The sequence below is a fragment of the Micromonospora sp. NPDC050686 genome, from assembly GCF_040654475.1.
Lineage (GTDB): Bacteria > Actinomycetota > Actinomycetes > Mycobacteriales > Micromonosporaceae > Micromonospora.
Genome location: NZ_JBFAID010000012.1, coordinates 42,431 through 66,253 on the forward strand (window position 1 = coordinate 42,431; position 23,823 = coordinate 66,253).

The 23,823-nt window shown below is 74.3% G+C and carries 22 protein-coding genes; 17 read left to right on the top strand and 5 right to left on the bottom strand.

The annotated features are described in order from the left end of the window. The first annotated feature begins 135 nt into the window (after window positions 1-135). From AB0H57_RS11555 to AB0H57_RS11575, 5 genes are all read left to right on the top strand, one after another. Window positions 136-1,191 carry an ABC transporter ATP-binding protein gene (locus AB0H57_RS11555; protein WP_357505366.1) on the top strand — a complete coding sequence of 352 codons (1,056 nt, stop codon included), beginning with the start codon at window positions 136-138 and terminating at the stop codon, window positions 1,189-1,191. Next, a complete protein-coding gene (locus AB0H57_RS11560; protein WP_357505223.1) occupies window positions 1,188-2,225 on the top strand; it encodes a dipeptide ABC transporter ATP-binding protein in 1,038 nt (345 codons plus the stop codon). Before AB0H57_RS11555 ends, AB0H57_RS11560 begins: the two co-directional genes overlap by 4 nt. Further along, entirely contained in the window at window positions 2,222-3,229 is a 1,008-nt protein-coding gene (locus tag AB0H57_RS11565; protein WP_357505225.1) for an ABC transporter permease, read from the top strand. The genes AB0H57_RS11560 and AB0H57_RS11565 overlap by 4 nt, the downstream gene beginning before the upstream one ends. Before the next feature lie 7 nt (window positions 3,230-3,236). Beyond that, window positions 3,237-4,223, top strand: a complete 987-nt coding sequence (locus AB0H57_RS11570) for an ABC transporter permease (RefSeq protein ID WP_357505227.1) — start codon at window positions 3,237-3,239, stop codon at window positions 4,221-4,223. A gap of 107 nt (window positions 4,224-4,330) precedes the next feature. Continuing rightward, complete coding sequence (locus AB0H57_RS11575) at window positions 4,331-6,073, top strand: ABC transporter substrate-binding protein (protein ID WP_357505229.1); 1,743 nt, start codon at window positions 4,331-4,333, stop codon at window positions 6,071-6,073. 93 nt (window positions 6,074-6,166) lie between these two features. Here the strand turns inward: AB0H57_RS11575 and AB0H57_RS11580 are convergent, their stop codons facing one another. Continuing rightward, window positions 6,167-8,311 carry a prolyl oligopeptidase family serine peptidase gene (locus AB0H57_RS11580; RefSeq protein ID WP_357505231.1) on the bottom strand — a complete coding sequence of 715 codons (2,145 nt, stop codon included), beginning with the start codon at window positions 8,309-8,311 and terminating at the stop codon, window positions 6,167-6,169. A gap of 86 nt (window positions 8,312-8,397) precedes the next feature. Between AB0H57_RS11580 and mshB the strand changes: the two genes are divergently transcribed. The 3 genes from mshB to AB0H57_RS11595 all read left to right on the top strand — a co-directional run bounded on the left by mshB (window position 8,398) and on the right by AB0H57_RS11595 (window position 10,367). Beyond that, window positions 8,398-9,321: an N-acetyl-1-D-myo-inositol-2-amino-2-deoxy-alpha-D-glucopyranoside deacetylase gene (gene mshB / locus AB0H57_RS11585; protein ID WP_357505233.1), complete on the top strand. Its 924-nt coding sequence runs from the start codon at window positions 8,398-8,400 to the stop codon at window positions 9,319-9,321. 2 nt (window positions 9,322-9,323) lie between these two features. Then, window positions 9,324-9,818, top strand: a complete 495-nt coding sequence (locus tag AB0H57_RS11590) for a hypothetical protein (RefSeq protein ID WP_357505368.1) — start codon at window positions 9,324-9,326, stop codon at window positions 9,816-9,818. Between the two features lie 84 nt (window positions 9,819-9,902). Next, window positions 9,903-10,367, top strand: a complete 465-nt coding sequence (locus tag AB0H57_RS11595; protein ID WP_357505235.1) for a hypothetical protein — start codon at window positions 9,903-9,905, stop codon at window positions 10,365-10,367. 90 nt (window positions 10,368-10,457) lie between these two features. Here AB0H57_RS11595 and AB0H57_RS11600 read toward each other — a convergent pair whose 3' ends face one another. Beyond that, the gene (locus tag AB0H57_RS11600; RefSeq protein ID WP_357505237.1) at window positions 10,458-11,402 is read right to left on the bottom strand and encodes a GNAT family N-acetyltransferase; all 945 of its coding nucleotides are present in this window, start codon (window positions 11,400-11,402) and stop codon (window positions 10,458-10,460) included. 79 nt (window positions 11,403-11,481) lie between these two features. On the opposite strand from AB0H57_RS11600, the gene fdxA reads away from it, so the two are divergent. Genes fdxA through AB0H57_RS11625 form a run of 5 tightly spaced genes read left to right on the top strand, consistent with a single transcriptional unit; the run spans window position 11,482 to window position 15,282 of the window. Then, window positions 11,482-11,808 carry a ferredoxin gene (fdxA, locus tag AB0H57_RS11605; protein ID WP_357505239.1) on the top strand — a complete coding sequence of 109 codons (327 nt, stop codon included), beginning with the start codon at window positions 11,482-11,484 and terminating at the stop codon, window positions 11,806-11,808. Continuing rightward, complete coding sequence (gene dapC / locus AB0H57_RS11610; protein WP_357505370.1) at window positions 11,805-12,920, top strand: succinyldiaminopimelate transaminase; 1,116 nt, start codon at window positions 11,805-11,807, stop codon at window positions 12,918-12,920. Before fdxA ends, dapC begins: the two co-directional genes overlap by 4 nt. 20 nt (window positions 12,921-12,940) lie before the next feature. Then, on the top strand, window positions 12,941-13,945 hold the full coding sequence (locus tag AB0H57_RS11615; protein WP_357505241.1) for a prephenate dehydrogenase/arogenate dehydrogenase family protein: 1,005 nt from the start codon (window positions 12,941-12,943) through the stop codon (window positions 13,943-13,945). Window positions 13,946-13,990: 45 nt separating this feature from the next. After that, a complete protein-coding gene (locus AB0H57_RS11620) occupies window positions 13,991-14,635 on the top strand; it encodes an SIMPL domain-containing protein (protein WP_357505243.1) in 645 nt (214 codons plus the stop codon). Then, the gene (locus tag AB0H57_RS11625) at window positions 14,635-15,282 is read left to right on the top strand and encodes a nucleoside/nucleotide kinase family protein (protein ID WP_357505245.1); all 648 of its coding nucleotides are present in this window, start codon (window positions 14,635-14,637) and stop codon (window positions 15,280-15,282) included. The genes AB0H57_RS11620 and AB0H57_RS11625 overlap by 1 nt, the downstream gene beginning before the upstream one ends. 50 nt (window positions 15,283-15,332) lie before the next feature. Here the strand turns inward: AB0H57_RS11625 and AB0H57_RS11630 are convergent, their stop codons facing one another. After that, window positions 15,333-15,887, bottom strand: a complete 555-nt coding sequence (locus AB0H57_RS11630) for a sugar O-acetyltransferase (RefSeq protein ID WP_357505247.1) — start codon at window positions 15,885-15,887, stop codon at window positions 15,333-15,335. Between the two features lie 58 nt (window positions 15,888-15,945). Next, window positions 15,946-16,905 (bottom strand): 2,3,4,5-tetrahydropyridine-2,6-dicarboxylate N-succinyltransferase, encoded by a 960-nt coding sequence (gene dapD / locus AB0H57_RS11635; RefSeq protein WP_357505249.1) that lies wholly within the window; start codon window positions 16,903-16,905, stop codon window positions 15,946-15,948. A 24-nt stretch (window positions 16,906-16,929) separates the two neighbouring features. Here dapD and dapE point away from each other — a divergent pair, with 24 nt between their 5' ends. Beyond that, a complete protein-coding gene (gene dapE, locus AB0H57_RS11640; protein ID WP_357505251.1) occupies window positions 16,930-18,003 on the top strand; it encodes a succinyl-diaminopimelate desuccinylase in 1,074 nt (357 codons plus the stop codon). A gap of 126 nt (window positions 18,004-18,129) precedes the next feature. Here the strand turns inward: dapE and AB0H57_RS11645 are convergent, their stop codons facing one another. Then, window positions 18,130-18,309 carry a hypothetical protein gene (locus AB0H57_RS11645; protein WP_357505253.1) on the bottom strand — a complete coding sequence of 60 codons (180 nt, stop codon included), beginning with the start codon at window positions 18,307-18,309 and terminating at the stop codon, window positions 18,130-18,132. Between the two features lie 152 nt (window positions 18,310-18,461). Between AB0H57_RS11645 and AB0H57_RS11650 the strand changes: the two genes are divergently transcribed. The 3 genes from AB0H57_RS11650 (at window position 18,462) to AB0H57_RS11660 (ending at window position 23,797) form a co-directional block, all read left to right on the top strand. After that, window positions 18,462-19,370 carry a TIGR00730 family Rossman fold protein gene (locus AB0H57_RS11650; protein WP_357505255.1) on the top strand — a complete coding sequence of 303 codons (909 nt, stop codon included), beginning with the start codon at window positions 18,462-18,464 and terminating at the stop codon, window positions 19,368-19,370. Window positions 19,371-19,373: 3 nt separating this feature from the next. Further along, window positions 19,374-19,919, top strand: a complete 546-nt coding sequence (locus tag AB0H57_RS11655) for a TIGR00730 family Rossman fold protein (protein WP_357505257.1) — start codon at window positions 19,374-19,376, stop codon at window positions 19,917-19,919. Between the two features lie 290 nt (window positions 19,920-20,209). Further along, window positions 20,210-23,797, top strand: a complete 3,588-nt coding sequence (locus tag AB0H57_RS11660; RefSeq protein WP_357505259.1) for an ATP-dependent DNA helicase — start codon at window positions 20,210-20,212, stop codon at window positions 23,795-23,797. Window positions 23,798-23,823: the final 26 nt, after the last annotated feature.

Below are 23,823 nucleotides of genomic sequence, written 5' to 3' on the forward strand. Positions count from 1 at the left end.
TTACGCTCGGCCCTGCTGACACCGCCTGCCATGTAGCTTATTTTCACCTTCGGATCACTGCTGTAGGTTCTCTACAACCCGAGGGAGGCGGTCGTGGACGGTCCGGAAGCTGCGCGGTCGGACGACCGCCCCGACCTGCCGGCGCAGCGCGCCGCGGAGGACCCGTACCTGCGGGTGGACGACCTGCGGGTCCGGTTCGACACGCCGGACGGGGTGGTGCGGGCCGTCGACGGGGTGTCGTTCGCCGTGGCCCGCGGGCGCACCCTGGGCATCGTGGGGGAGTCGGGCTCCGGCAAGAGCGTCACCTCGCTGGCCGTGCTGGGCCTGCACGACGCCCGGCGCGCCACCATCACCGGTCAGATCACCGTCGGCGGCCGCCAGCTGGTCGGCCTGCCGGACGAGGAGGTACGCCGGCTGCGCGGCCGGGACATGGCGATGATCTTCCAGGACCCGCTGTCGGCGTTGCACCCGTACTACACGGTCGGGCGGCAGATCGCCGAGGCGTACCGGGTGCACCATCCGCGCGCCGGGAAGCGGGAGGCCCGCACCCGGGCGGTGGACATGCTCGGCCGGGTGGGGATCCCGCAGCCGGCCCGCCGGTTCGACCAGTACCCGCACGAGTTCTCCGGCGGCATGCGGCAGCGCGTGATGATCGCGATGGCCCTGGTGAACGACCCGGACCTGTTGATCGCCGACGAGCCGACCACCGCGCTGGACGTGACAGTGCAGGCGCAGATCCTGGACCTGCTGGCCGACCTGCAGGCCGAGTTCCATTCGGCGATCATCCTGATCACCCACGATCTCGGCGTGGTCGCCCAGGTCGCCGACGAGGTGCTGGTGATGTACGGGGGCCGGGGCGTCGAGCACGGCAGCGTCGAGCAGGTGCTGCGCTCGCCGCAGCACCCGTACACCTGGGGTCTGCTGTCGAGCGTGCCGTCGCTGCACGGCGACGCGGACGTGGACCTGCTGCCCATCCCCGGCAGCCCGCCCTCATTGATCAACCTGCCGTCGGGCTGCGCGTTCCACCCCCGCTGCCGGTACGCGGACCGCAACGGCGACCGGTCCCGCACCCAGGTGCCGGTGCTCGCGCCCGCCGGGCGGCCCGGGCACCTGGTCGCCTGCCACCTGTCCGCCGAGGAACGCGACCGGCTGTACCGGTCCGACGTGGCCCAGGTGGGAGTCGCGCGATGAGTTCGGACAGCGAGCCGCTGCTGCGGGTACGCGGGTTGACCAAGCACTTCCCGGTGCGCGACGGGTTCCGCACCCGGGGGCTGGTCCGCGCAGTCGACGGGCTGGACTTCGACGTCCGGCCGGGGGAGACGCTGGGCCTGGTCGGCGAGTCCGGCTGCGGCAAGACCACCACCGGCCGGATGCTGGTGCGGCTGCTGCAGCCGACGGCGGGGACGATCGAGTTCGCCGGGCGGGACATCACCCACGCCGGGCGCCGGCAGTTACGCCCGCTGCGGCAGGATCTCCAGATCATCTTCCAGGACCCGTACGCCTCGCTGAACCCCCGGCACACCGTCGGCCGGATCGTGGCGATGCCGTTGCAGGTCAACGGGATCGACCCGCCGGGCGGGATCCGCAAGCGGGTGCAGGAGTTGCTGGAACTGGTCGGGCTGAACCCGGAGCACTACAACCGCTATCCGCACGAGTTCTCCGGCGGGCAGCGGCAGCGCATCGGCATCGCCCGCGCGCTGGCGCTGCGGCCGAAGCTGATCGTGGCCGACGAGCCGGTCTCCGCGCTGGACGTGTCGATCCAGGCGCAGGTGGTGAACCTGCTGCGCGACCTGCAACGCGAGCTGGACCTGGCGTTCGTCTTCATCGCCCATGACCTCGCCGTGGTCCGGCACTTCTGCCAGCGGGTGGCGGTGATGTACCTAGGGCGGATCGTGGAGATCGGCGAGCGCGCGGACATCTACGAACGGCCGCAGCACCCGTACACCCGGGCGTTGCTGTCGGCGGTGCCGGACGTGACGGCGCTCGGCCCGGCGGGCCGGATCCGGCTCACCGGTGACGTGCCGACCCCGCTGAACCCGCCGTCGGGGTGCCGGTTCCGGACCCGGTGCTGGAAGGCGACCGAGCGCTGCGCCACCGAGGAGCCGGCCCTGGTCTCCCGGGACGGCGGGCGGCAGGCCGCCGCCTGCCACTACCCGGAGGGCGGACCGGTGGCGGCGCGGCCGGCGCCGGTGGGCGGCGGCAGCGACGAGGAGGTGGCGGAGTGAGCCTGTCCCCCGTGGAGGGCGTGGCGCTGGCCGAGATCGAGTCGTCCGGCGACGGCGACGCGCCCCGGGAGAAGGGCTTCGTCGGCCGCTCGCCCGGCCAGCTCGCCTGGGCGCGGCTGAAGCGCGACCGCACCGCCCTGGTCAGCGGCGCCCTGCTGGCCTTCTTCGTGCTGGTCGCGCTGGCCGTCCCGCTGATCGAGGCGGTGTACGGGGTGGGGCCCAGGGAGCAGTTCCAGGACCGCCTGGACGGTTACAGCATGCCGCTGGGCTACGCCGGCGGGGTGTCCGGCGAGCACTGGTTCGGGCTGGAGCCCGCCCTGGGCCGGGACATCTTCATCCGGATGGTGCACGGCCTGCGTACCTCGCTGTTCATCGCGTTCGCCGCCGCGGTGCTCACCGCCGCCATCGGCGTGACGCTGGGCACCCTCGCCGGGTACCTGGGCGGCTGGCTGGACACGGTGATCAACTGGATCACCGACCTGACCCTGGCCATGCCGTTCCTGATCATCGCGCTGGCCCTGATGCCGACCGTCGCGCTGCGCTTCTACGGCCAGCGGGAGACGGTGCCGGCGTACTTCCAGATCAGCGTGCTCATCGCGATCTTCGCGCTGTTCGGCTGGACCAGCACCGCCCGGCTGGTCCGGGGCCAGGTCATCGCGCTGCGCGAGCGGGAGTTCGTGGAGGCGGCCCGGGCCAGCGGCGCCGGACTGGGGCACATGCTCTTCCGGCAGCTGCTGCCGAACGTGTGGGCGCCGATCCTGGTCTCCTTCTCGCTGGCGGTGCCGCAGTACATCACCAGCGAGGCGGCGCTGTCGTTCGTCGGGGTCGGGTTGACCGACGAGACGCCGAGCTTCGGCCGGATGATCTACCTCAGCCTCGACTACCTGCAGACCGACCCGGCGTACGTCTTCTTCCCGGGCGTCACGATCTTCGCGCTGGTGTTCGCCTTCAACCTCTTCGGCGACGCGCTGCGCGACGCGCTCGACCCGAAGTCCTCCCGGTAGGTATCTGATGCTGCGATTCCTGGTCCGGCGGCTGCTCTCGGCCGCGCTCACCCTGTTCGCGGTGAGCGTGCTCAGCTTCCTGATGTTCTTCGCCCTGCCGCGCGACCCGGTCAGCGGCATGTGCCCCAAGAACTGCAACCCGGAGCGGCTGGAGCGGGTCCGCCAGGAGCTGGGCCTGCGCGACCCGCTGGTCAGCCAGTACGCCGGCTACATGAAGGGCATCGTCACCGGGCGGGACCTGGGCAGCGCCCAGGGCGGCCGGTGCGACGCCCCCTGCCTCGGCTGGTCGTACGTCTCCAACGAGGCGGTCTCGGACACCATCGCCCGGGTGCTGCCGGTGACGCTGAGCATCGTCATCCCGGCGGCGATCCTCTGGCTGGTGCTCGGGGTCGGCCTGGGCATGGTTTCGGCGCTGCGCCAGGGCACCTGGCTGGACCGGGCGGCGATCGGTTTCTCGCTGACCGGCGCCTCGTTGCAGCTGTACTTCGTCGGCGCGGTGCTGCTGATCGTCTTCGTCTACAACCTGCGGTTGCTGCCGGTGCCGAACTACACGTCGCTGTTCGACAACCCGCTGAAGTGGACCAGCGGGCTGGTGCTGGCCTGGGTGGCGCTGGCCTTCCTCTTCTCCGCCATCTACGCCCGACTGTCCCGGGCGCAGATGCTGGAGACGCTGTCGGAGGACTTCGTGCGCACCGCGCGGGCCAAGGGACTGGCGAAACCCAAGGTGTACGGGCGGCACGCGCTGCGCGCGGCGATCACCCCGGTGGTGACCATCGCCGGGTTGGACGTGGGCGGGGCGCTGGGCGGGACGGTGATCACCGAGACCACCTTCGGCCTCAACGGGATGGGGCGTACCGCGGTGGACGCCGTCCGCTCCGGTGACCTGCCGACCATCATGGCGACCGTGCTGATCGCGGCGGTCTTCGTGGTGTTGGCGAACGTGGTGGTGGACCTGCTCTACGCGGCGATCGACCCGCGGGTGCGGCTCGGCTGACCGCGACGGAATTTATCGACAACTGTTACCCAACTTGTAGGTTTTTTTCTTTACGATCCTCGGGACGTCGGCGGATTCGCCCGGCGTACGGGTGGAGGAGGTAGGAGATGCGACCACGCGCAGCGGCCGCCGCTGGCGGTGCCATCGCACTGGTTGTGGCGCTGGGTGCCTGCTCGGAGAACACGGGCGAGGGCACCACGGTGGACACCAACCGGCAGCAGACCGGGGTCATCGCGACCGACCCCAAGGACTCGCAGGGGCCGGCGGCCGAGGTGGCGGGGGCCGCCAAGGGCGGCACGTTCACCATCATCCGGGAGACGCCGATCTCCCATCTGGACCCGCAGCGGACGTACTCGTTCGCCGGCCTGATGGCCAACCCGCTCTTCGCGCGTTACCTGACCACCTGGAAGGACGACGGCAAGGGCGGCCTGGTCCTGGTGGGCGACCTGGCGGAGACGCCGGGCACGAACGTCAACAACGACTGCAAGACCTGGGAATTCAAGATCAAGGACGGGGTGAAGTTCGAGGACGGCAGCCCGATCACCGCCAAGGAGATCGCGTACGGCATCGCCCGGTCCTTCGACCCGGACCTCACCGGCGGCCCCACCTACCTTCAGGAGTGGCTGGCTGACACCGCGCAGTTCGACACCAAGTGGGACTTCAAGAAGAACAAGACGTCGCTGCCGCCGGGCCTGACCACGCCGGACGACAAGACGCTGCGCTTCGAGTTCGCCAAGCCCCGCTGCGACCTGCCGTTCGCGGTCTCGCTGCCGACCACCGCCCCGCTCAAGCCGGAGCTGGACACCGGGGTCAACCTGGACCAGAAGCCGTTCTCGTCCGGCCCATACAAGATCGCCAAGAACCAGGCGGGCGTGCAGATCACCCTGGACCGGAACCCGAACTGGGACCCGAACACCGACCCGGTGCGGCACCAGTACCCGGACCAGTTCGTGTGGACGTTCGGCCCGACCGCGGACGCCGCGGTCAACCGGGTGATCGCCGACAACGGCGCCGACCAGAGTGCGCTGGCCTGGAACTACGTGCCCGCCTCCCTGGTCGCCAAGGTGGCCGGTGACCAGGCGCTGAAGTCCCGCACCATCCTGTCCCCGACGCCGAGCGCCAACCAGCTGGTGATCAACAACCAGCGGGTCAAGGACCTGAAGATCCGCCAGGCGCTCAACTACGCGATCGACCGGGAGGGCATGATCAAGGCCCTCGGTGGGCAGACCGTGGCCCAGCCGCTGACCACCCTGATGCCGCCGTCGGCCATCGGCTACCAGGCGTACGACGCGTACCCGGCCGGCGCCACCGGCGACGTGGCGAAGGTCAAGGAACTGCTCGGCGGGCAGACCCCCGAGCTGGTCCTCGGCGTCGCCGACAACTCGACCGAGCAGCGGCAGGGCACCCAGCTCAAGGCCAACCTGGAGCGCGCCGGCTTCAAGATCACCGTCCGGAACATCCCGGACGACGCGAAGCTCGACGAGGTGAAGAAGAAGGACAACCCCTGGGACCTGTACATCGGCAACTGGGCGGCGGACTGGCCGAGCGGCGCCTCGATCCTGCCGGTGCTCTACGACGGCCGCACCATCAAGGCCGAGGGCAACAGCAACAGCGCGTACTTCAACGACGACGCGATCAACGCCGAGATGGACCGGATCCTGGCACTGCCCCCGGCCGACCAGGGCCCGGAGTGGGGCAAGCTCGACGAGCGGATCATGAAGGAGCACGCCCCGGTCGTGCCGTTCTACGTCGACGTGGCGTACGCGGTGCACGGCTCGAAGGTCGGTGGCGTCTTCATCTCGTCCGTCTTCGGCTACCCGAGCTTCGTCAACGCGTACGTGAAGCAGTAACCACCCGGCGGTAAGGAGGGGCCCCCGCTCAACACCCCGGCGTTGAGCGGGGGCCCCTCCCATACCGGAGGGGCGTTAACAAGGGGCCCCTCCTTACACCGAGGCGCGCAGGAAATCCAGTTCGAGGCGGAGCAGTCGTTCGGCGAGGCCGCCGGCGGCCAGATGGGTGGCGCCGGTCAGCGGCAGCACCGAGTGGGGGCGCCCGGCCGCCAGCAGCGCCGCCGACAGCCGCAGGGTGTGCGCGGCCACCACGTTGTCGTCCACCAGGCCGTGCACCAGCAGCAGCGGGCGGGCCTGGTCCGGGCCGGTCACCGGCTCGGCGGCCAGCTCGACCAGCGAGTGGTGGGCGTAGACGTCCATCCCGTCGTCCGGCAGGCCCAGGTAGCGCTCGGTGTACGCGGTGTCGTACAGCGCCCAGTCGGTCACCGGGGCGCCGGCGATGCCGCAGCGGAACAGCTCCGGGTGGCGCAGCACCGCCAGCCCGGCCAGCCAGCCGCCGAACGACCAGCCGCGCACCGCCACCCGGCCGAGGTCCAGGTCGGGGTGCTTCTCGGCGAGGGCGGTGAGCGCGTCCACCTGGTCGCCGAGCACCACGTCGGCCACCCGCCGGTGGATCGCCTTCTCGAACGACGGGGACACCCCGGGGGTGCCCCGGTTGTCGACGGCCACCACGGCGAAACCGGCGTCGGCCCACCACTGCCGCTCCAGCCAGGCCGCCCGGGCGGCCACCACCTCCTGGTGGCCGGGGCCGCCGTAGACGTCCAGCAGCACCGGCAGCCGCCGGCCGGTGACGTGGTTGTCCGGGTAGAGCACCGCGGCCGGCAGCCGCCGGTCGGTGACCCGCTCCAGCAGCGGCAGCGGCTGGTACGGCGGGGTGGCCGCCAGCGACCGCAGCTCGGCCACCTCGTCGTCGCCCCGACGCACCGTCCAGCGGGTGCCCGGGTGGTCCAGCGAGGCGAACCCGACCGCCAGCACGTCCCCGCCCACGGCGGCGGTGTGCCAGCCGGCGTCGGTGGTCAGCCGGCGGGCGTCCACCCCGCCGCCGACGGCGGTCCGCACCCGGAACAGGTGCCGCTCGCTCGGCTCGCCGTCGCTCGCCTCCACCAGCAGGTCCGCCGGGGCGTTGCCGGTCGCCGGCAGCCGGCCCACCACCCGGCGTACGTAGAGCGACGGCGGGGTGAGCAGGGTGCCGTCGGCGAAGAGGCAGCGGGCGTCGTACCCGTCGTGGGCCAGTTCCCCGCCGACCAGCACCCGGCCGTCGGGCAGGTGGGCCGGGGTGCCCGGGATCGGCTCCACCCAGCGCGGGTCGGCCAGCTCGGCGTGCACCTGCGTCTCCCCGGTACGCGGGTCCACCGCGAGCACCAGGCCGTGCTGCTGGGAGCGGCGCAGCACCGTGATCAGGGGCCCGCCGTCGGCCCAGTCCACCGAGGTCAGGTACGGGTACGTCTCCCGGTCCCAGTGCACGTCGACCCAGCCGTCGTCCAGGTCGAGCAGGTGCAGGCTGACCTCGGCGTTGGCCCCGCCGGCCACCGGGTACGCCAGCGTCGTCGGCGGGGCGGCCGGGTCGGCCGGGTCGTGCAGGTGCCAGCGGTTCACCCGGGACTCGTCCACCCGGGCGGCCAGCACCGACCGGCCGTCCGGGGCCCACCAGTAGCCGCGGAACCGGTGGAACTCCTCGGCCGCGATGTGCTCGGCCAGCCCCCAGGTGACCCCGGAGTCCTCCCCGGCCAGCAGGTTGTCGGTGCCGTCGGACTCCACCACCCGCAGCTGCCCCCGGCGGACCCCGTCGGCGGCGTCGGTGACGTAGGCCAGCCGCTCGCCGGCCGGGTCGGGCCGGGGGTCGAGCGCCGGCCCGACGGTGCTCACCTCGACCACGTCGCCGTGCACCAGGTCGGCCCGGAACACCCGCCCGGCCAGCGCGAACACCGCCACCCGGCCGGCCGCGTCCAGGGCGTACGAGCCGATGCCGGCGGAGCTGAGCCGCAACCGCTCGCGCAGCGCCCGTTCCCCGGGGGAGAGCGCCGCCGGGTCGGCGTCCGCGCCGAGCAGCGCCGCCGGGTCGGCGACCAGCCGTTCCTCCCCGGACCCGACGTCGAGCAGCCAGAGCGCCTCGACGGTGTCCTCGGGGCCGCCCGAGCGGAGGAAGACCACCCGGGAGCCGTCATCGGCGACGGTGACGGCGCGCGGCGCTCCGAGGCTGAACCGACGGGTCCGGGCGGCCAGCTCGGGAAAGTCCACAACCCGGATCGTAGGCGGGTGCCGGGCGTGATGTGGCCGACCTGCCTGGACGCGTCCGGCGCCCCGGGGAAGGACCGCCGGTTAGAGTGACGGTCGTGACGAAGCTGCCCGATCGCCGACTGCTGCTGGTCCACGCGCACCCCGACGACGAGTCCATCGGCACCGGTTCGACGATGGCGCGCTACGCCGCCGACGGCGCTCACGTCACGCTGGTGACCTGCACCCTCGGCGAGGAGGGCGAGATCCACGTGCCGGAGCTGACGCGGCTCGCCGCCGCCGAGGCCGACCAGCTCGGCGGGTACCGGATCGGCGAGCTGGCCGCCGCCTGCGCCGCGCTGGGCGTCACCGACCACCGGTTCCTCGGCGGTGCCGGCCGCTACCGGGACTCCGGGATGATGGGGCTGGCCACCAACGAGCACCCCCGGGCGTTCTGGCGGGCCGACCTGGACGAGGCCGCCGGGCTGCTGGTGGAGGTCATGCGCGAGGTCCGCCCGCAGGTCATGATCACGTACGACCCGAACGGCTTCTACGGTCATCCGGACCACATCCAGGCGCACCGGGTGGCGATGCGGGCGGTCGAACTGGCCGAGGCGCAGGGGTGCGCCCCGGCCAAGGTCTACTGGACGGCGATGCCGCGCAGCGTGCTGGAGGCCGGCCTCAACCACTTCACCGACTCGTCGGACAACCCGTTCGCCGGCATCGAGGACGTCGACCAGTTGCCCTTCGGCACGCCGGATCCGGAGATCGCGGCCCGGGTCGACGCCACCGACCAGCACGCCGCCAAGGAGGCGGCGATGCGCGCGCACGCCACCCAGATGCCGGCCAACTCCTGGCTCTACGCCATCGCGGGCAACTTCGGCGCCGAGTTCATGGGGGTGGAGTACTTCACCCTCGCGGTCGGCGAGAAGGGCCCGGGCGGTGGCCCGTACGGCTGGGAGGACGACCTCTTCGCCGGTCTGGCGCCCGACGCGTCCGACCGGTCCCCGGTCGGGGCGGTCGGGCTCCGGTGAGCCTGCCGGCCGCTGCCGTGTCGGCCCCGCCGGAGGAGGAGACCGTCCCGTCGCCCGGCGGGTCGGCGCGGCTGCTCGACGTGCTGCTGCGGGTGGCCGGCGGGCTGGTCGCGCTCTTCGCCGGGGCGCTCGTCGCCGTGCTGGAGCTGATCCTCGCGGTCGCCGCCTGGGAGCAGGTGAAGGCCCGGCCCACCACCTCGGGCGAGGTGCTGGTGGGGGTGGCGGCCGGGGTGGCCGGGCTGGTCCTGGTGGTGGTCGCGACGGTGGCGCTGAGCTGGTTCGCCCACTCGGCCGTCGGCACCCGCTGGGCGGCCCTGCTGCCCGCGCTGCCCTGGTTCGTGCTGATGGCGGTGGCCGCCGTCCGGACCCGGGAGGGCGACCTGCTGCTCGGTGGCGACAACCTGCTCGGGCTGGGGCTGATCCTGGCCGGCGCGGTCACCTTCGCGGTGATGCTCTTCCGCCAGTTGCTGGCACCCGTCCCCGCGGTCCGAGGGTGATGACGCCACCCAGGTACGGGTGGTAGACATTCCTGCCAGAAGGCCCGCCGCGCCCGGCGGGCGGAGTACGGCAGGAGACATGCGATGAGGGATCGGTGGCGCGTGATCGGCGCCCTCGCCGCGGCACTGTTCGCGGTCAACGTGGCGGCCCGGCTGGTCATCAAGTTCGCCTTCCCGGACGACGACCCGACCGCCGACCGGGTCTCGCTGGTGATGTTCCTGGTGATCGGCCTGATCCTCGCCGGGGTGGCGTTCCGGCGGGGGACCACCCGGCCGCTCGCCGAGTGGTCCACCGACCTGGCCGCGGCGGTGGGGGTGGCGCTGGCGTTGACCGTGCTGGTCGGCCCGCTGCTGGTCGGCGACAACCCGTTCGGCGGGGGAGCGGGCCTGTTCTTCGCCCAGATCTGGCTCTACCTGGCCGCCGCGCTGGCCGGGGTGGCGATCGGCTACCTGCTGCTCACCGCGCTCGGCCGGGACTACCGCTCGCAGCAGCTCAAGCGGTACGCCGAGATCAAGGCCGCCAAGCCGCGCCGCGTCGTCCGCCGCTGATCCAAGCCGGTGCCCCTCGCACCTTAATGCGGCAGATGGGCCTTCCCGCCAAGGGGAAGGCGCAATGTGTCGCATAACGCGGCCTGCCGATCAGGCCGGGGCGACCCGGGTCAGGTAGGTGTGGTGGGTGGTGAAGCCGAGGCCGCGGTAGAGCGCCACCGCGGCCGTGTTGCGCTGCTCGACCTGGAGGAAGGCGTCCCGCGCGCCGAGCCCGGCACCCCACTCGGCGAGCGCCCGGACGACAAGGCCGGCCAGGCCCTGGCGGCGTGCCTCGGGGACCACCTCGATCAGGCTGAGCCCCAGCCAGCGCCCCTGCCCGGTGACCGTGCCCCGGCCCATGGCGAGCAGCCGCCCGTCGGCGTACACGTGGGCGAAACGGACCTGGTCCACCGCGGTGAGCACGTGCCGCGCGGCGTCCGGGAGGCCGCCCTTGCGGCCGGCGGCGACGGCCAGCCAGTCCTCGGACGGCGCGGCGGCCAGCTCGACCGGCGGGCCGGCGGCCGGCGGCAGCGCGGCCAGGGCGACCGCCTGGACCAGTACGGGCGGGCGGGCGGCCCAGCCGCGGGCGTCGAGTTCCGCGGCCACCGGGGTGGCCAGCGGCAGCGGCGTGTTGACCAGCGCCGGCCGGCCCCGCTCGGCGTACCAGCGTTCGATGGCGTCCACCGCGTCCGGCAGCGGCCGGTCCGGGTCGCCGACCGGCAGCGCCGAGTTGGCCCGGCCGCTCCAGCCGCCGGCGCTGCGCAGCAGCCAGTCGCCCAGCCGGCCGCGTACGGCCGCCGGCCAGGCCTCGTCGGCGGCGAGTTCCAGCGCGACGACCGCGGCGGCGGCCGGCCGACCGACCGGCGGCACCCGCTTGGCCCGGTGCACCTGGGCCAGCGGGACCTGCAACCGGCCCTGCCGGGTGGCCAACGTGAGATGGGTCTCGTCCAGCTCGACCAACTCGCCCAGGGCGTCCGAGAAGAGCGGCCGGCCGGCCCGAACGCCCACGATCCGCCGCACCACGATCCGGTGGCCCACATCCTGCTGTCGGAGCACGATCGACCTCCTCCCCGGCGAGATACTAGGCTCTTACCCGTCGCGGAGATCGCGGCGAGTCTTGCGGAGGAGAAGACCGGTGACCTACATCATCGCCGAGCCGTGCGTGGATGTGCTCGACAAGGCATGCATCGAGGAGTGCCCGGTCGACTGCATCTACGAGGGCAATCGGATGCTCTACATCCACCCCGACGAGTGCGTCGACTGTGGTGCCTGTGAGCCGGTCTGCCCGGTCGAGGCGATCTTCTACGAGGACGACGTGCCGGAGCAGTGGAAGGACTACACCGGCGCGAACTACGAGTTCTTCGAGGAGCTCGGCTCGCCCGGCGGCGCGTCGAAGATCGGCAAGATCGAGAAGGACGCGACCTTCGTGGCGGCCCAGCCGCCGCGCGAAGAGGGCCACTGAACCGGCCCGCGCCGGTCTCGTCGCGGCTGCCCGACTTCACCTGGGACACGCTGGACGCCGCGGCCACCCTGGCCGCGGCGCACCCCGGTGGACTGATCAACCTGTCGATGGGCACCCCGGTCGACCCGGTGCCCCCGGTGATCCGGCAGGCGCTCGCCGACGCGTCCGACGCCCCCGGCTACCCGCTGACCGCGGGCACCCCCGCGCTGCGGGACGCCATCGCGGCCTGGGTGGCCCGGGCCTGCCGCGCCGGCGTCGACGGGCTCGGGGTGCTGCCCACCATCGGCTCCAAGGAGCTGGTCGCCTGGCTGCCCACCCTGCTCGGGGTGGGGCCCGGTGACGTGGTCGTGGTGCCGTCCGTCGCGTACCCGACGTACTCCGACGGGGCCCGGCTGGCCGGCGCGACGATCGTCCGCGCCGACTCGCTGACCGCGGTCGGGCCGACCCCCCGGGTACGCCTGGTCTGGGTGAACTCGCCCGGCAACCCGACCGGCCGGGTGCTGCCCGCCGCCCACCTGCGCAAGGTGGTCGACTGGGCGCGCGAGCGCGGCGCGGTGGTGGCCAGCGACGAGTGCTACCTGCCGCTGGGCTGGTCGGCCGACGCCGAGCCGGTGTCGGTCCTGGCCCCCGAGGTGTGTGGCGGCTCGTACGACTCGGTGCTGGCGGTGCACTCGCTCTCCAAGCGCTCCAACCTGGCCGGGTACCGCGCGGGCTTCGTCGCCGGCGACCCGGCGCTGGTCGCCGAGCTGCTCAAGGTCCGCAAGCACGCGGGGATGATCGTGCCGGCCCCGGTGCAGGCGGCGATGGTGGCCGCGCTGGCCGACCAGGAGCACGCCGACGCGCAGCGCGAGCGCTACCGCGCCCGGCGCGAGCAGCTGTACGCGGCCTTCACCGGCGCGGGCTTCACGGTCGAGCACTCCGAGGCGGGGCTCTACCTGTGGCTGACCCGGGGCGAGGACTGCTGGGCGACGGTCGACTGGCTGGCCCGGCGGGGCATCCTGGTCGCCGCCGGCGCCTTCTACGGCCCGGGCGGCGCACAGCACGTCCGGGCGGCGCTGACCGAGTCCGACGAGCACATCGCCGCGGTCGCCGGCCGGCTCGCCGAGGCCTGACCCGGCCGTCGAGGTACGTGATGGGGGACACTTCCGGCCCGCGGGTCGCCGTGGTGGGCACCGGTCTCATCGGCGGCTCGATCCTGCTGCGGCTGCACGAGGCGGGCGCCGACGTGCGCGCCTGGGACCCGGACGGGCCGACCCGGGCGGAGGGCGTACGCCGGGGTCTGGCCTTCGCGGACCGGCTGGCCGACGCGGTCCGCGACCGGGACGTGGTCTTCCTCGGCGGCCCGCTGCCCAGCCTGCCGGAGACCCTGCTGGCCGTGGCGGCGCACGTCCGACCGGGCTGCGCGATCAGCGACGTGGGCAGCACCAAGGCGGCGCTGGCCGGGTTCGCCGCCGAGCGCGGGCTGACCGATCGGTTCGTCCCCGGCCACCCGATGGCCGGCGCCGAGTTCGCGGGCCTCACCTCGGCGCAGCCGGGACTGCTCGCCGGCGCCGCCTGGGTGCTCTGCCCGAGCGCCGCCGGGATCGCGCCGTTCCGCACCCTGGCCGCGCTGCTGATCGACGTGTTCGACGCCCGGGTGGTGCCGATGTCCGCGACCGGGCACGACGCCGTGGTGGCGCTCGCGTCGCACGTCCCGCACCTGCTCGCCGGCGGCCTGGCCGGGGCGGTGGCCGCCTCCCCGCTCCGGGACGCCGTGCTCGGGCTCGCCGCGGGCAGCTTCCGGGACGGCACCCGGGTCGCCGGCACCCCCGCCCGGCGTACGGCGGACATGCTGGCGAACAACCGGGAGCAGGCGCTCCGGCAGCTCGACGAGGTACGGGCGGTCCTCGACGAGCTGGCGGCGGCGCTGCGCGCCGACGACCTGCCCGCCCTGGTCGACCGGTACGAGCAGGCCCGGTCTGCGCGCCTGGCGCTCGCCGGACGGCGCTCCCGTCCGGGGCGACGCGAGTTCCCGCTCGCCGGGGACCCGGCGGGTGAACTGGCCTACCTGTGCGAGCTGGGCGCGGCCGGCGGATACCTCACCGGCTGCCGGACCGGCGACGGCGTGGTGGCGTACGACGGGCACCGTCCGGGCTAACCCGCGCCCGCCCGGCGGGGGGGCTCGCGCGGTTAGGGTGTGGTCATGGTGGACGGGCCGGTGGTGGCGGTGCGGGGCGAGGCGTACCGCGAGGTGCCGCCCGAGCTGGCCCGGTTCACGGTGACCGCGACGGCCCGGGACCGGGACCGGGAGGCCACGCTGACCCGGCTCGCCGAGCGGGCCGCGGCGGTGCGGGTGCTGCTCGACTCGTACGGGGCGGTCATCGCCCACCGGGAGACCGGTGACCTGCGGGTGCGCCCCGAGACGCGGCGCTCCGGCGAGCGGGTGGTCGCCTACCACGGCAGCGTCGCCACCACCGTCACCGTGACCGACTTCACCGACCTGGGCGAGCTGATGCTGCGCCTGGCCGACCAGGACCAGGTCGAGGTCGCCGGGCCGTGGTGGTCGCTGCGCCCGGACAGCCCGGCGTACCGGGAGGCCCGGCGGGCGGCGATCGCCGACGCGCTGGCCCGGGCCGGGGAGTACGCGGAGGCGCTCGGCGCCCGGGTGACCGCCCTGCTGGAGCTGGCCGACACCGACGGCGGCGGCCGGCCGATGTTCGCCCGGGCCGCGTTCGCCGGGGGCGGCGCGGGCGACGCCGTGCCGGAGCTGGAGCTCGACCCGCAGCCGCAGAGCGTGCACGCGGCCGTCGAGGCGCGGTTCACCATCAGCGAGCCGGTCCTGCGCTGATGATCCCGGCGACGGTGCTTCCGCTCGACGACCTGGTGGCCCGGGCCAGGGCGCTCGCCGCCGACGGGCCCCGCCAGCTGCTCGGCATCGCGGGGGCGCCCGGCGTGGGGAAGTCCACCCTGGCCGAGCGGATCGTCGAGGCGGTCGGGCCGGCCGCCCGGCTGGTGCCGATGGACGGCTTCCACCTGGCCCAGGCCGAGCTGCGCCGGCTCGGCCGGGAGGCGCGCAAGGGCGCGGTGGACACCTTCGACGCGTACGGCTACGTGGCCCTGCTGCGCCGGCTGCACCGGCTGGAACCGACCATCGTCTACGCGCCCCGGTTCCGCCGGGACCTGGAGGAGCCGGTCGCCGGGGCGATCGCGGTGCCACCGGAGGTCCGGCTGGTGGTGACCGAGGGCAACTACCTGCTGCTGCCCGAGTTCCCGTGGGACGAGGTCCGGGCGCTGCTGCACCAGGCGTGGTTCCTGGACCTGGACGCGGAGCTGCGGCTGCGCCGGCTGACCGCCCGGCACGAGGCGTACGGGCGGTCGCCGGAGCAGGCCCGGGCCTGGGCGCTCGGCAGCGACGAGACGAACGCCGCGCTGGTCGCCGGCACCGCCGGCCGGGCCGACCTGGTGGTCCGGCTAGCCGGCCCGCTGCCCGAGTGACGGAAGCCGCTGGGTGTCCCGCCATCGCCGTTTCCGCAGGTGGCGCGCCTTCAGAGGGTACGGACCGGGGCGGCCGGGCTGCCAACGGCGACCACGTTCGGTGGCAGGTCGCGGGTCACCAGCGCGCCCGCGCCGACGACCGTGTTCGCGCCGATCGTGACGCCGGCCAGGACGATGACGCCACCGCCGAGCCAGACGTTGTCCCCGATGGTGATCGGCGCCGAACCCTCCCACTTGGCCCGGCGGGCCTCCGGCTCGACCGGATGGGTGGCGGTGAGCAGTTGCACGTTCGGTCCGACCTGAACGTCCGCGCCGATGGTGATCCGGGCGACGTCGAGGAAGACCGCGTTGAAGTTGACGAAGCAGCGCGGGCCCAGGTGGATCTGGTAGCCGTAGTCGCAGTAGAAGGGCGGGCGTACCCAGGTGTCCTCGCCGACCGAGCCGAGCAGCTCGCGCAGCGCGGCCAGCCGTCCCTGCGGGTCGGTCGCGGCGCTGGTGTTGAAGCGTTCCGCCAGCCGGGCGGCGCGGTCCAGGTCGGCCGTGATCTCGGGGCCCTCGGCGATGTACGGCTCGCCCGCCAGCATGCGTTCCCTCATCGACCTCATGCCCAGAGCGTAAGGCGGGGCCCCTTCTCAACAGACGTCTGTTGAGAAGGGGCCCACCTCAGTCGTTGGCGTGCAGCGCCGCGTTCAGCTCGATGCCCCGGCCGGTACGCGGCTTCGCCTCCAGCGCGCCGCTGACCGAGTTGCGCCAGAACAGCAGCCCGTCGACGCCGGAGAGCTCGCGGGCCTTGACCACCCGCCCGTCCGGCAGGGTGATCTTCGAGGCGGCGGTGATGTAGCACCCCGCCTCGACCACGCAGTCGTCGCCGAGTGAGATGCCGACGCCGGCGTTCGCGCCGACCAGGCTCCGCTCGCCGACGCGCACCTTGTCCTTGCCGCCGCCGGAGAGGGTGCCCATGATCGACGCACCGCCGCCGATGTCGGAGCCGTCGCCGACCACCACGCCCTGCACGATCCGCCCCTCGACCATCGAGGTGCCCAGCGTGCCGGCGTTGAAGTTGACGAAGCCCTCGTGCATGACGGTGGTGCCCGAGGCGAGGTGGGCGCCGAGCCGGACCCGGTCCGCGTCGGCGATCCGCACCCCGGCGGGGACCACGTAGTCGGTCATCCGGGGGAACTTGTCCACCCCGTACACGCTCAGGTGGCGGCCGGCGGCCCGCTCGATGACGCGCAGCTCGTCCACCCGCTCCGGCGGGCACGGCCCGGCGGAGGTCCAGGCCACGTTGGCCAGCTTGCCGAAGATGCCGTCGAGGTTGAGCTCGTTGGGTCGCACCAGGCGGTGGGAGAGCAGGTGCAACCGGAGGTACGCGTCGGCGGCATCCTTGATCGGGTCCTCCAGCGAGCCGATCACCGTGGTCACCTCGACCGTACGCAGGCCGGGCAGGGCCCGCTCGCCGACCGCGCCGGGCGGCAGGTCGAGCACGTCGGCCTCGTCCTCCCCCGGGACCAGGGGCAGTTCGCCCAGGCCCAGCTTGCCGGTCGGGTACCAGGTGTCGAGCACCTGGTCGTCAGCGGTGATCGTGGCCAGGCCGATGCCCCAGGCAGACTGTGTGCTCCTCACGGTCCTGACGGTACCGTGCGAATCATGCAGAACCCGCTGACCCCCGAGGTGCTGGCCGATCCGGTGGCGCTGACCCGTGCCCTGGTCGACATAGAGTCCGTCTCCCTCAACGAGAAGGCGATCGCCGACTGCGTGGAGGAGGCGCTGCGGTCGGTACCCCACCTGTCCACCCACCGGTACGCCAACACCGTGATGGCCCGAACCGACCTGGGCCGGGGGCAGCGAGTGGTGCTCGCCGGCCACCTGGACACCGTGCCGCACAACGACAACTGGCCGTCGACCATGCGCGGCGACCTGATGTACGGCTGCGGCACCTCGGACATGAAATCCGGGGTGGCGTTCGCGCTGCACCTCGCGGTGACGCTGCCCGACCCGCGGTACGACGTGACGTACCTCTTCTACGAGGCCGAGGAGATCGAGTCGAGGTACAACGGGCTCACCCTGCTCGCCGAGGCGCATCCGGACTGGTTGGCGGCCGACTTCGCGGTGCTGCTCGAACCGACCTACGGGATCGTCGAGGCCGGCTGCCAGGGCGTGCTGCGGGCGACCGTGACCACCACCGGCGCCCGGGCCCACGCCGCGCGTTCCTGGCGCGGGGTGAACGCCGTCCACGCCGCCGGTGAGGTGCTGCGCCGGCTGGCGGCGTACGAGGCGCGCCGGGTGACCATCGACGGTTGCGAGTACCGGGAGGGGTTGAACGCGGTCGGCATCCACGGCGGCGTGGCCGGCAACGTGATCCCGGACCGCTGCGCTGTCGAGATCAACTACCGGTACGCCCCGGACCGCGACCCGGCCGCCGCCGAGGCGCACGTGCGGGAGGTCTTCGCCGGCTTCGACCTGACGGTCACCGACTCGGCGCCCGGCGCGGCCCCCGGGTTGGACGCGCCGGCGGCGCGGGAGTTCCTGGCTGCCGTCGGCGCCGCCCCGATCGGCAAGCTCGGCTGGACCGACGTGGCCCGGTTCGCCGCGATGGGCGTGCCCGCGCTCAACTTCGGCCCCGGCGACCCCAACCTGGCCCACCACCGGGACGAGCACGTCGAACTCGCCAAGATCCGCGACGGCGCCGCCACCCTGCACCGCTGGCTGGCCCCCGCCTGACCGGAAGCCGCTCGTCGAGTGACCAAGGGGTTTGCGTCGCCGGAAGCCCGTCCCGGCGACGCAAACCCCTTGATCGTCCCCGGGTCGGGGTGGGGCCCGGGCCCGGGGTGGGGAGGGTGGTAGCGGTCAGTGGGTGGGGGCCAGGACGGTGGGGTCGGGGTGGGTGGAGTCGGAGGTGGCGGTGGGGGTGGGGAGGTCGGCGGAGCGGGTCTCCAGCTGCCGGGCACGGCGGCGCTCGGCCACCACGTCCTGGATCCGGCGCTGCATCTGTCGCCGGATCCTGATCATCTCGTTGCTACTGATCACGCTGGCTCCTCCCCCGAAGTCGCGCACCCCGGCCATACCGGGTATGTGAATAAAGACGTCCGGGCGGCCCGATCGGTTGCGTACGGTCGCGAACTATTTCCCGGCTCGCCGCCCCACGTCCCGGCGGCGGACGGCTCCACTACCGTTGCCTCATGAGCCAGAGCAACGGGCAGCAGCAGCCCGGCCGCGATCCGGGGCGGGAACGGCACCGCGGCGCCGTGACGTTGCGCCGGGGCGCCATCCCGTCCAGCACCGCCGACCAGCGCCTGCTGGACTCCCGCAGCCGGGGCGACTGGAAGACCCGGGACGCCTGGCGCGCGCTGCGCATCCTGTCGGAGTTCGTGGAGGGTTTCGACACCCTGGCCGACCTGCCGCCGGCGGTCAGCGTCTTCGGTTCGGCCCGCAGCACGCCGGAGAGCCCCGAGTGCCGGCTGGCCGAGGAACTGGGCGCCGCTCTGGCCCGCGCCGGCTACGCGGTCATCACCGGCGGCGGCCCCGGGGTCATGGAGGCGGCGAACCGGGGCGCCAGCGAGGCCGGCGGGCTCTCCGTCGGGCTCGGCATCGAGCTCCCCTTCGAGCAGGGCCTCAACGACTGGGTCGACCTGGCCATCGACTTCCGCTACTTCTTCGCCCGCAAGACGATGTTCGTCAAGTACGCCCAGGCGTTCGTGGTACTGCCGGGCGGCTTCGGGACCATGGACGAGCTGTTCGAGGCGCTGACCCTGGTGCAGACCGGCAAGGTCACCCGGTTCCCGGTGGTGCTGATGGGCGAGGCGTACTGGCGAGGGCTGCTGGACTGGCTGCGGAACGCCATGGCCGCCGACGGCAAGATCAGCCTGGTCGACCTGGAGCTGATCTGCGTCACCGACGACGTCCAGGAGGCGGTGCGGTACATCGTCAAGGCCGAGGCCGCGCTCTCCGCCGAGCAGGAGGCGGTACGCGAGGAGTCGGTCGCCCGCACCGGTGCCGACCAGCGGGCGGCCGCCGAGGCGGCCCCCGACCGGGACGGTGCCGGCGGGGCCACCTCGCGATCCGTGTCCCGGCCGGGCGGGGAGATCTGAGCCGTGGCGGCGATCTGCGTCTTCTGCGCCTCCTCCCGTACCCTCGACCAGCGCTGGCTGGACCTCGCCGCCGCCACCGGCGCGGAGCTGGCCCGGCGCGGGCACACCCTGGTCAGCGGCGGTGGTTGCGTCGGGATGATGGGCGCGCTGGCGGACGGCGCCCGGGCGGCCGGCGGCCGTACCGTCGGGGTGATCCCGCAGTCGCTGGTGGACCTGGAGGTGGCCGACCTCGCCTCCGACGAGCTGCTGGTCACCGACGGCATGGCCAGCCGCAAGACCCTCATGATCGAGAAGTCGGACGCGTTCCTCACCCTGCCCGGCGGGCTGGGCACGCTGGACGAGCTCTTCGAGGTCTGGACCACGGCCACGCTCGCCCTGCACGCCAAGCCGATGGCCCTCGTGGACGCCGAAGGCTTCTACCGCCCGCTGGTCGACTGGCTCGCCGCCCTCGCCGACCAGACCTTCCTCAAGCCGGCCGGCCTCGGCCTGCTGGCGGTGGCCGACACCGTCCCCGCCGCCCTCGACGCCCTCGAGTCCCAGCTCACCTGACTCCCCGCCCCGCCCCGCCGCGTCGCCGCCGCGCCCACCCGGCTGCGGCTCCTGCGGCCCGGGCCGCTGCCCCGATGTCGGAAGATCGAGCGTGATACCCGAGAGTCATATTGATACCTCTCGGGTATCACGCTCGCGAATGTCCTCGCCCCGCGCAGGACCACGGACAGTGATCGGCCCGTCGCCTTCGTCCGGCCGCGTCGTCCGTTCGCCGCGCCGTCGAGGTGAGGTGGGGCGCGGCGGCGGGGGAGGAGGACCCGGATGTCGTACCGGCGTGGTGGGATGAGGTGATGCAGGCGTACCGGCTGGTGCGTCGGCCTGCCGAGGCGGACCGGGGGGACGGCCCCGCCGGCGGGGCGGCGCGGGGGAATGCGCGGGGCGACGGTCGGTCCACTGGGGTGGCCGAGGCGGGCCGCCGACCGGAGGGGTCGGCGGGCGATGCCGCGCACCCCGCGCCGGACGGCCACCCAGTGGCCGGCGAGACTCCGGTCGGCCGGGTGGCGGATCCGGTGCAGGCCGAGGTGGTGGCGCACACCGACGGCCCGATGCTGGTGCTCGGCGGGCCGGGCACCGGCAAGACCAGCACCCTGGTCGAGGCGGTGGCCGCCCGGGTTGTCGAGGGGGTCGACCCGGAGCGGATCCTGGTGCTCACCTTCAGCCGGCGGCAGGCGACCGACCTGCGGCACCGGCTGGAGGCCCGGATCGCCGCCGACGGCCACCGGGTGCTGCGCGAGCCGCTGGTGCGCACCTTCCCGGCGTACGCCTTCGGGCTGCTGCGCCGGGCCGCGGCCGGGCGGGGCGAGCCGTCCCCCCGGCTGCTCACCGGCCCCGAGCAGGATCTGATCATCCGGGAGCTGCTCGACGTGGTGGGCGAGGAGCCCGACGACGACCCGGTCGGCTGGCCGGAGGACCTCCGCCCGGCGCTGCGGACCAGGGCGTTCGCCGCCCAGCTGCGGGATTTGCTGATGCGGGCCGCCGAGCGCGGGGTCGGGCCGGCCGACCTGGCCCGGCTGGGCGAGCGGCTGGGCCGCGCCGACTGGCCGGCCGCCTCCCGCTTCCTCCGGGAGTACGTGGCGGTCCTCGCGCTGCGCGACGTCGCGAACCGGGGCTCCGTCGCGTACGACCCGGCCGAGCTGGTCCGGGCCGCGACCGGCATGCTGCGCGACGACCCGGAGCTGCTCGACGCCGAACGCCGCCGGCTGGGCCACGTCTACGTCGACGAGCTGGCCGACACCGACCCGGCCCAGCAGGAGCTGCTGCACGTGATCGCCGGCGGCGGCCGTCCACTGGTCGCCTTCGCCGACCCCGACTCCTCCACGTACGCCTTCCGCGGCGCGGACCCGGCCGTCGTCACCGGCTTCCCGCACCGGTTCCGGACGGCGTCCGGGGCGCCGGCGGCGCAGGTCGTGCTGCCCACCTCCTACCGGGCCGGCCCGGGGCTGCTGGCCGCCACCGGCCGGCTGGCCCGGCGGCTGCGGGGTCCGGCGGCCCACCGCCGGCTGCGCCCGCTGCCCGACGCGCCACCCGGCGCCGTCGAGGTACGCACCTTCCGCTCCAGCACCAGCGAGGCGGTCTGGCTGGCGCACGCGCTGCGCACCGCCCACCTGCTCGACGGGGTGCCCTGGTCGGGGATGGCGGTGCTGGTGCGCTCCACCGCGCTGCGCCTGCCGTCGCTGCAACGGGCGCTGCACGCCGCCGGCGTGCCGACCGTGGTGCACGGCGAGGACCTGCCGCTGCACCTGCAGCCGGCGGTCGCCCCGCTGCTGCTCCTGCTGCGCTGCGCCCTGGAGCCGGAACGGCTCGACGAGGAGGCCGCGGTCGCGCTGCTGCACTCGCCGCTCGGCGGCGCGGACCCGCTGGCCGAGCGGCGGCTGCGGCAGGGCCTGCGCGCCCTGGCCCTCGCCACCGGCGACCGGCGGCCCTCCGGCGAGCTGATCGTCGACGCGTTGCGCGACCCGGAGGAGCTGACCGGCATCGACCGGCTGTGGGCGGAGCCGGCGCAGGCCGTCGCCGGTCTGCTCGCCATCGCCCGGGAGACCGCCGAGCGGCCCGACGCCACCGCCGAGGACGTGCTCTGGGCGGTGTGGCACGCCAGCGGCCTGGCCGAACGGTGGGCCGGGGAGATCACCCGGGGACGGGCGGCCACCGGCGAGCACGAGACCGCGCAGCGCTGGCGGGCCGAGGCGGCCGACCGCGACCTGGACGCCGTGCTGGTGCTCTTCGACGCGGCGGCCCGGTTCACCGACCGGCTGCCCGGCGCGCGTACCGAGGTGTTCCTCGACCACGTGCTCGGGCAGGACCTGCCGGCGGACACGCTGGCCGCCAGCGCGGACCGGGGCGAGGCGGTACGCCTGCTCACCGCTCACGCCGCGAAGGGGCTGGAGTGGGACCTGGTCGCGGTGGCCGGGGTGCAGGAGGGCGTCTGGCCCGACCTGCGGCTGCGCGGCAGCCTGCTCGGCTCCGAGCGGCTGGTCGACGTGCTGGCCGGGCGGGCCGACGGCAGCGGGCTGCGGGCCAGCCTGGTCGGCCAGACCTCCGCTCTGCTCGACGAGGAACGCCGGCTGTTCCACGTGGCGGTGACCCGGGCCCGGCGCCGGCTGCTGGTCACCGCGGTCGCCTCGGCGGCGGTCGGCGGCGACGACCACGAGGAGCAGCCCAGCCGCTTCCTGCACGAGCTGGGCGCGACCGAGCCGCCCGCGACCGGCGGCGGGCCGGCCCCGGTCGGGCCGCAACCCGGCCCCGTGCCGTCCGGGCCGAGCCCCGTGCCGTCCGGGCCGAGCCCCGTGCCGGCCGGGGCGGACGGCGGCGGGCCGGTGGCGGTCGGGGACGAGGAGCATGACGACGGGCCGCCGGGGGAGTTGCCGGTCACCCGGCCGCCCCGGGCGCTCACCCTCTCCGCGCTGGTCGCCGAGCTGCGTACCGCGGTCATCGACCCGGCCGCGCCGGCGGCCCGGCGGCGGGCCGCGGCGGCCGAGCTGGCCCGGCTGGCCGCGGCCGGCGTGCCCGGCGCCCATCCCGACGAGTGGTGGGGGCTGCGCCCGCTCTCCGACGACCGGCCGCTGGTCGAGGAGGGGGAGCCGGTCCGGGTCACCCCGTCGGCGATGGAGAGCGCGCTGCGGTGCAGCCTGCGCTGGCTGCTGGAACGGCACGGCGGGAGCCCGCCGGCCAGCGCCGCCCAGGGGGTCGGCAACCTGGTGCACGCCGCGGCCATGCTCGCCGAGGACGCCACCGCGGACCGCACCGCGCTGCTGGAGTACGTGGCCGCCCGGTTCGACGCGATCGAGCTGGCCGCCCGCTGGATGGCCGGCCCGGAACGGGCCCGGGCCGAGGCCATGGTGGACAAGCTGCTGCGCTGGTTGGCCGGCAACCCGCGCCGGCTGCTCGCCATCGAGCACGAGTTCGCGGTGCGCCTGGACGACCCGCACCGGCCGATCGAGCTGAAGGGGCGGGTGGACCGGCTGGAGGTGGACGCCGACGGCCGGCTCGTGGTGATCGACCTGAAGACCGGCAAGTCCACCGCGGTCACCGAGCGGGAGGTGGCCGAGCATCCGCAGCTCGGGGCGTACCAGGCGGCGGTGGAGGCGGGGGCGTTCGCCGAGTACGGCGACTCCTCCGGCGGCGCCGCCCTGGTGCAGCTCGGCACCGGGGCGAAGGAGGCCAGGGAGCAGGCCCAGGCCGCCGCCGGGGAGGGGCCGGAGGCCGGCTGGGCCACCGCGCTGGTCCGGCGGACCGCCGATACGATGGCCGCCTCGACCTTCGCCGCCGTCGCCAACGCCAAGTGCCGGGTCTGCCCGGTGCGCACCAGCTGCCCGGTCTCCGGCCGGGGGCGGCAGGTGGTCGAGCCGCCGGCCACCCGACCCGCCGCGGAGGACCAGTGAGCGTACGGCACGAACCCGCGGTCGAA

What these genes read in the sequence shown, in the direction of transcription:
- AB0H57_RS11595 (WP_357505235.1), top strand. Translation starts at nt 9,903, where the DNA reads ATGAGGGATCGGTGGCGCGTGATCGGCGCCCTCGCCGCGGCACTGTTC.
- AB0H57_RS11570 (WP_357505227.1), top strand. Translation starts at nt 3,237, where the DNA reads ATGCTGCGATTCCTGGTCCGGCGGCTGCTCTCGGCCGCGCTCACCCTG.
- AB0H57_RS11620 (WP_357505243.1), top strand. Translation starts at nt 13,991, where the DNA reads ATGGTGGACGGGCCGGTGGTGGCGGTGCGGGGCGAGGCGTACCGCGAG.
- AB0H57_RS11630 (WP_357505247.1), bottom strand. Translation starts at nt 15,887, where the DNA reads ATGAGGTCGATGAGGGAACGCATGCTGGCGGGCGAGCCGTACATCGCC.
- AB0H57_RS11575 (WP_357505229.1), top strand. Translation starts at nt 4,331, where the DNA reads ATGCGACCACGCGCAGCGGCCGCCGCTGGCGGTGCCATCGCACTGGTT.
- AB0H57_RS11615 (WP_357505241.1), top strand. Translation starts at nt 12,941, where the DNA reads ATGGGGGACACTTCCGGCCCGCGGGTCGCCGTGGTGGGCACCGGTCTC.
- dapE (WP_357505251.1), top strand. Translation starts at nt 16,930, where the DNA reads ATGCAGAACCCGCTGACCCCCGAGGTGCTGGCCGATCCGGTGGCGCTG.
- AB0H57_RS11660 (WP_357505259.1), top strand. Translation starts at nt 20,210, where the DNA reads ATGCAGGCGTACCGGCTGGTGCGTCGGCCTGCCGAGGCGGACCGGGGG.
- AB0H57_RS11625 (WP_357505245.1), top strand. Translation starts at nt 14,635, where the DNA reads ATGATCCCGGCGACGGTGCTTCCGCTCGACGACCTGGTGGCCCGGGCC.
- AB0H57_RS11650 (WP_357505255.1), top strand. Translation starts at nt 18,462, where the DNA reads ATGAGCCAGAGCAACGGGCAGCAGCAGCCCGGCCGCGATCCGGGGCGG.
- AB0H57_RS11560 (WP_357505223.1), top strand. Translation starts at nt 1,188, where the DNA reads ATGAGTTCGGACAGCGAGCCGCTGCTGCGGGTACGCGGGTTGACCAAG.